Origin of the sequence: Paracoccus sp. MKU1, assembly GCF_001447385.1 — a bacterium.
In the GTDB taxonomy this organism is placed as follows: domain Bacteria; phylum Pseudomonadota; class Alphaproteobacteria; order Rhodobacterales; family Rhodobacteraceae; genus Paracoccus.
Map to the genome: position 1 here is coordinate 1 of NZ_LLWQ01000188.1, position 4,524 is coordinate 4,524.

The 4,524-nt window shown below is 68.3% G+C and carries 5 protein-coding genes; 2 read left to right on the forward strand and 3 right to left on the reverse strand.

The genetic code is table 11. From position 1 onward, the window contains the following. Positions 1-40 precede the first annotated feature (40 nt). Complete coding sequence (locus AQY21_RS15520) at positions 41-2,257, reverse strand: heavy metal translocating P-type ATPase (RefSeq protein WP_058098531.1); 2,217 nt, start codon at positions 2,255-2,257, stop codon at positions 41-43. A 92-nt stretch (positions 2,258-2,349) separates the two neighbouring features. On the opposite strand from AQY21_RS15520, the gene AQY21_RS15525 reads away from it, so the two are divergent. Continuing rightward, positions 2,350-2,784 carry a helix-turn-helix domain-containing protein gene (locus AQY21_RS15525; RefSeq protein WP_058098532.1) on the forward strand — a complete coding sequence of 145 codons (435 nt, stop codon included), beginning with the start codon at positions 2,350-2,352 and terminating at the stop codon, positions 2,782-2,784. Positions 2,785-3,092: 308 nt separating this feature from the next. On the opposite strand, the gene AQY21_RS15530 is transcribed toward AQY21_RS15525, so the two are convergent. Further along, positions 3,093-3,482, reverse strand: coding sequence for a hypothetical protein (locus tag AQY21_RS15530; protein ID WP_161906031.1), 390 nt, complete (start codon positions 3,480-3,482; stop codon positions 3,093-3,095). 22 nt (positions 3,483-3,504) lie between these two features. On the opposite strand from AQY21_RS15530, the gene AQY21_RS28735 reads away from it, so the two are divergent. After that, positions 3,505-3,672 carry a hypothetical protein gene (locus AQY21_RS28735; RefSeq protein WP_161906033.1) on the forward strand — a complete coding sequence of 56 codons (168 nt, stop codon included), beginning with the start codon at positions 3,505-3,507 and terminating at the stop codon, positions 3,670-3,672. 332 nt (positions 3,673-4,004) lie between these two features. Here AQY21_RS28735 and AQY21_RS15535 read toward each other — a convergent pair. Continuing rightward, positions 4,005-4,524 (reverse strand): MFS transporter (locus tag AQY21_RS15535; RefSeq protein WP_152988248.1); only part of this gene is annotated, 520 nt, incomplete at its 5' end.

Here is a 4,524-nt window from a genome sequence, read left to right on the forward strand (position 1 = left end):
GAGGATGCCGAGGGCGATCCAGTCCGCCGATTCCATTGCTTCACCCCCGCTTCGACGGGTCGAAGGCCAGCAGGCGCAGGGCGTTCAGCGTGACCAGCACGGTCGCGCCGGTATCGGCGAGGATGGCGATCCACAGCCCGGTGATGCCGAGGACCGAGGTCACCAGGAACACCGCCTTCAGCCCCAGCGCGATGGCGACGTTCTGGCGGATGTTGCCCATCGTCGCCCGCGCCAGCCGGATCAGCGCCGGAACGTCCGCCACCCGGTCGCGCAGGATCGCCGCATCCGCCGTCTCCAGCGCCACGTCGGTGCCCGAGCCCATCGCCACCCCGACGCTCGCCTGCTTCAGCGCCGGGGCGTCGTTGATGCCGTCGCCGATCATCATCACGCCCCCCTGCGCGGCCATCTCGCGGATCGCGGCCAGCTTGCCTTCGGGCAGCATCCCGGCGCGATGGTCCATGCCAAGGGCACCCGCGATGGCCTCGGCGGTGCGCGGGTTGTCGCCGGTCAGCATGACCGCGCCGACATCCAGCGCGCGAAGCTGGGCCATCGCCTCGGCGGCATCGGCGCGCGGCTCGTCGCGCATGGCGATCAACCCCAGGGGGCGGCGCGCGCGAAAGACCGCGACCACGGTCTTGCCCTCGCTTTCCAGCGCGGTGGCGCGGCGGATCGCATCGGCTTCGATTCCGCCCTGCTCGGCGGCATGGCGGGGCGAGGATACCCATGCGGGCTCGTCCGCGACGACCGCCTCGACCCCCCGGCCCACCAGCGCCCGCGCCTCGCGCGCGGGCAGCGGGGCCACGCCCGCCTCGGCGGCACGCGCCAGGATGGCCTGCGCCAGCGGATGGCTGGAGCCGGCCTCGACCCCGCCCGCCACCGCCAGCAGCCCGGCCTCGTCCACGCCGGCGGCCGGCACCAGGTCGGTGACCACCGGCCGGCCATGCGTCAGGGTGCCGGTCTTGTCGAAGGCGACATGGGTGACCTTGGCCGCGGCCTCGATCACCGCGCCGCCCTTCATCAACAGCCCGCGCTTCGCCCCGGCCGAGAGCGAGGAGGCGATCGAGGCCGGGACCGAGATCACCAGCGCGCAGGGGCAGCCGATCAGCAGCAGCGCCAGGCCGCGATAGATCCAGCTCCCCCAGTCCGCGCCGAATGCCAGCGGCGGCACCAGCACCACCAGCGCCGAGACCGCCACCACGGCGGGCATGTACCAGCGGCTGAAGCGGTCGATGAAGCGCTCGGTGGGCGCGCGGGCTTCCTCGGCCTCCTCGACCAGGCGGATGATGCGGGCGATGGTGTTGTCCGCAGGCTCGCGCATGACGCGCACGCGCAGCGCCGCCTCGGTATTGATCGAGCCTGCGAAAACCCCGTCCCCCGGTCCCTTGGTCACCGGCACGCTCTCGCCGGTCACCGGGCTGTCGTCGATGCCGCTCGTGCCCTCGGCGATCGCGCCATCGGCGGGGATGCGGTCGCCGGGACGGACCAGCACGACCTGGCCGATCCCCAGGCTGTCGGCGGGAACCTCCCGCGTCTTGCCGTTCACCTCCAGCAGCGCGGTCTTGGGCACCAGATCGGCCAGCGCCCGGATGCCGTCGCGCGCCCGGCCGGCGGCGACGCCCTCCAGCACCTCGCCCAGGGCGAACAGGAACACGACCAGCGCCGCCTCCTCGGCCGCACCGATGAAGAGGGCGCCGACGGCGGCGATGGTCATCAGGCTTTCGATGGTGAAGGGCTGGCCCATGCGCAGCGCCGCGAAGGCGCGCTTCGCCACCGGGGCGACGCCGATCACGCAGGCCAGCAGGAAGGCCCAATAGCCCCATTCGGCCGTGGTCAGCAGCTCGAAGGCCCAGGCCGCGGCCAGCAGCACGCCGGTCATGACGACCAGCCGGCCCTTGGCGGTGCGATGCCATCTCTGGCCGCGGGCAGCGCCATGGTCGTGGCCATGCGTGGCCGGGGCGGCTGCCGGTGCCACGGCCGCCGCAGGCGCGGCATCGGGCAGCACGAAGGCCTTCTTGCGCGGTGCCTCCTGCCCGCGCGGCGCGATGCCAAAGCCCAGGCGCCGAACCGTGTCCTCGATCTGGTCGCGGCTTGTCCCGTCCGGGTGCAGCGTCAGCGACAGCTTCTCGGCCATCAGCCCGACCGAGACCTCGCCCACCCCCGGCATCCGCTCGACCGCCGCGGTGATCTTGCGGGTGCAGGCGGCGCAGTCCATGCCCGTCACCCTCCATTCGACCCGTTCGGCCTGTTCGTCACGCATCGTTCATCTCCTGCCCGCGTAGACCGCGGGCCTTGTCCTCGATGATTCGGGAACCTAGGTGCTCCAGCAACTAGAGCTTCAAGGGGTTTCTCATGCTCTCCATCGGAAAACTCAGCCGGGCGACCGGGGTGAAGGTGCCGACGATCCGCTATTACGAGCAGATCGGCCTGCTGCCCCAGCCCGAGCGGACGGCGGGCAACCAGCGGCTTTACACGCCGAAGGTGCAAGAGCGGCTGGCCTTCATCCGCCATGCCCGCGACCTGGGCTTTCCGCTCGAGGCGATCCGCGAGTTGCTGAGCCTGTCGGACCGGCCGGACATCCCCTGCGCCGCCGCCGACGAGATCGCCGGCCGCCAGCTTGCGGCGGTCAATGCCCGCATCGCCCGGCTGAAGGCCCTGCAAGCCGAGCTTGAACGCATGATCGTCCAATGCGCCCATGGCAGCATCTCGGACTGCCGCGTCATCGGGGTGCTGGCCAATCACGGGCTTTGCCTGCACGGTGATCATGGCGCAGTCGGATCCGAATAGGCCGGGAAGATCGCCCGAGAAACCTCGGTCTTCATGGGCCACGGCGGCACGCTTGATATATGGCAGCCCGCCGGGACCGACTGGCAGTCACATGCCCCCGTGATGCCTCTGCCGGCACTTATCGATCCGCCGACGAATGCCCGGCGATCGAGGCCGGAGCCTTTGAAGCTCTTTCCCATGATGACTCAATCCGTTCTGTCCGTGGTGACATCGGCCCGGAATGTGCGTCTGGGCGGACCATGACGACCGCGCCTTGCGAAAGGCGGGGTTTTGCCAGGCTGATGGCGAATTGCGCCCGAGGCGCGGAATCAGACGGAGAGGGTTTTCGGAGGCCGTTCTTGCCACAGAGGATCTGTCGCGTGCCAGGAGAACGCGACAAAGTGCCGATCGAGCCTGCCGGCATCCTGTGCGGCGCCATATCGAGGAGACGCCGCCTCGACGGCCGCATGCGAGGCGCAGGCCCAGTCGCAAGCCGTCCCATCGCTTCCGCAACTGCCGCTCAGCATGCAGGACACATTGCTTGGGGCGGACGAAGGCTTGGCCTTCTGCCCAGCTACGGCTTCCATTGCCAGTTGCTGAGACGCCACCACACCGTCATGCGCCACCGACAGGATCAGGGCGGCATTCATCGCGACAAGCGTGAAGATCAGGGCGAGCAGACGCATCATGCCGACAGGGGTAAAATGGCCGCGCAGCAAAGTCCATCCGCTTATGGTCGCAATGACCTTTTCGACGAGGTGTCCCGGCTCCCTGAGCCGGGTCTATGGCAGTCTCAAACGCTTTGCGAAACCGGGCGACACGCTACGCGCCGGCGCGGCCGGCAAGACGCTGCTGGATGCAGCATCAGGCTTTGTCGATAAACAGGGATATGCGGAAACGCACCTCTGAACTTTCTCCGGACTGCTCGCGGCGCGACACCTATCCGAAATGCGAGGCTTCACGCTGGCCGAGGAATGACCGGTTCCCAATAGGGAAGCCCGGTGCCGGAGCAGCGTTTCGTGCGGGCGCTGCCTTGAACATCTAAACCCTCGTTCTATTTTCCGTCGTAGTGCTGTCGATGGTCTGCATTTCCGGTCCGTATTATCTGCAGGCCGTCTCGCGCGGCGTGCGAGTTACTTCGGGGGTCAACGTGAGCTATAATGCACCGCTGATCTGATCGGTGGCCATTTTCATGCTCCCTACGTTGCCGTCTTTCAGACCGGGCACAGTTCTCCACACGATCAGCGCGCCCACCTGACATGCAGATCATCAACGATCAGTTCGTGATGATGCCGACCCTGCCCACCGTGCTCACGCATATGAGGATGGTTCGATGCCAGGTCCGGGTGTTCGTGGGCGATGTCGGAAGGATCTCCGGCAGGCCAGATCCGCAGAGCCACCAGCACCCCGACAAGACCCACAAGCGACATGACGACGAAAGTCGATTGCAACCCGAAGGCTGCACCGAAGCGGCCGGCAAGCGGGTAGGCGATCAGCCAGCAGGCGTGAGACAGCGCGAATTGGGCAGCGAAAATGGTCGGGCGATCCTCGGGGTGGGCGGAGCGGCGCAGCAGGCGCCCCGACGGCGTCTGCGCCACGCTGTAGCCGAAGCCGATCACCAGCCAGAGCGCCAGCAACAGCGCATAGGACGGGACCAGCGATCCCAGGAAGGTGCCGATGACCAGAACCCCAGCACCCGCGACCATGACCGGTCGGTCGGCAATCCGGTCGAGCAGCGCGGGCAGCGCGAACGCCGCGAGC

What these genes read in the sequence shown, in the direction of transcription:
- AQY21_RS15525 (WP_058098532.1), top strand. Translation starts at nt 2,350, where the DNA reads ATGCTCTCCATCGGAAAACTCAGCCGGGCGACCGGGGTGAAGGTGCCG.
- AQY21_RS28735 (WP_161906033.1), top strand. Translation starts at nt 3,505, where the DNA reads ATGACCTTTTCGACGAGGTGTCCCGGCTCCCTGAGCCGGGTCTATGGC.
- AQY21_RS15520 (WP_058098531.1), bottom strand. Translation starts at nt 2,257, where the DNA reads ATGCGTGACGAACAGGCCGAACGGGTCGAATGGAGGGTGACGGGCATG.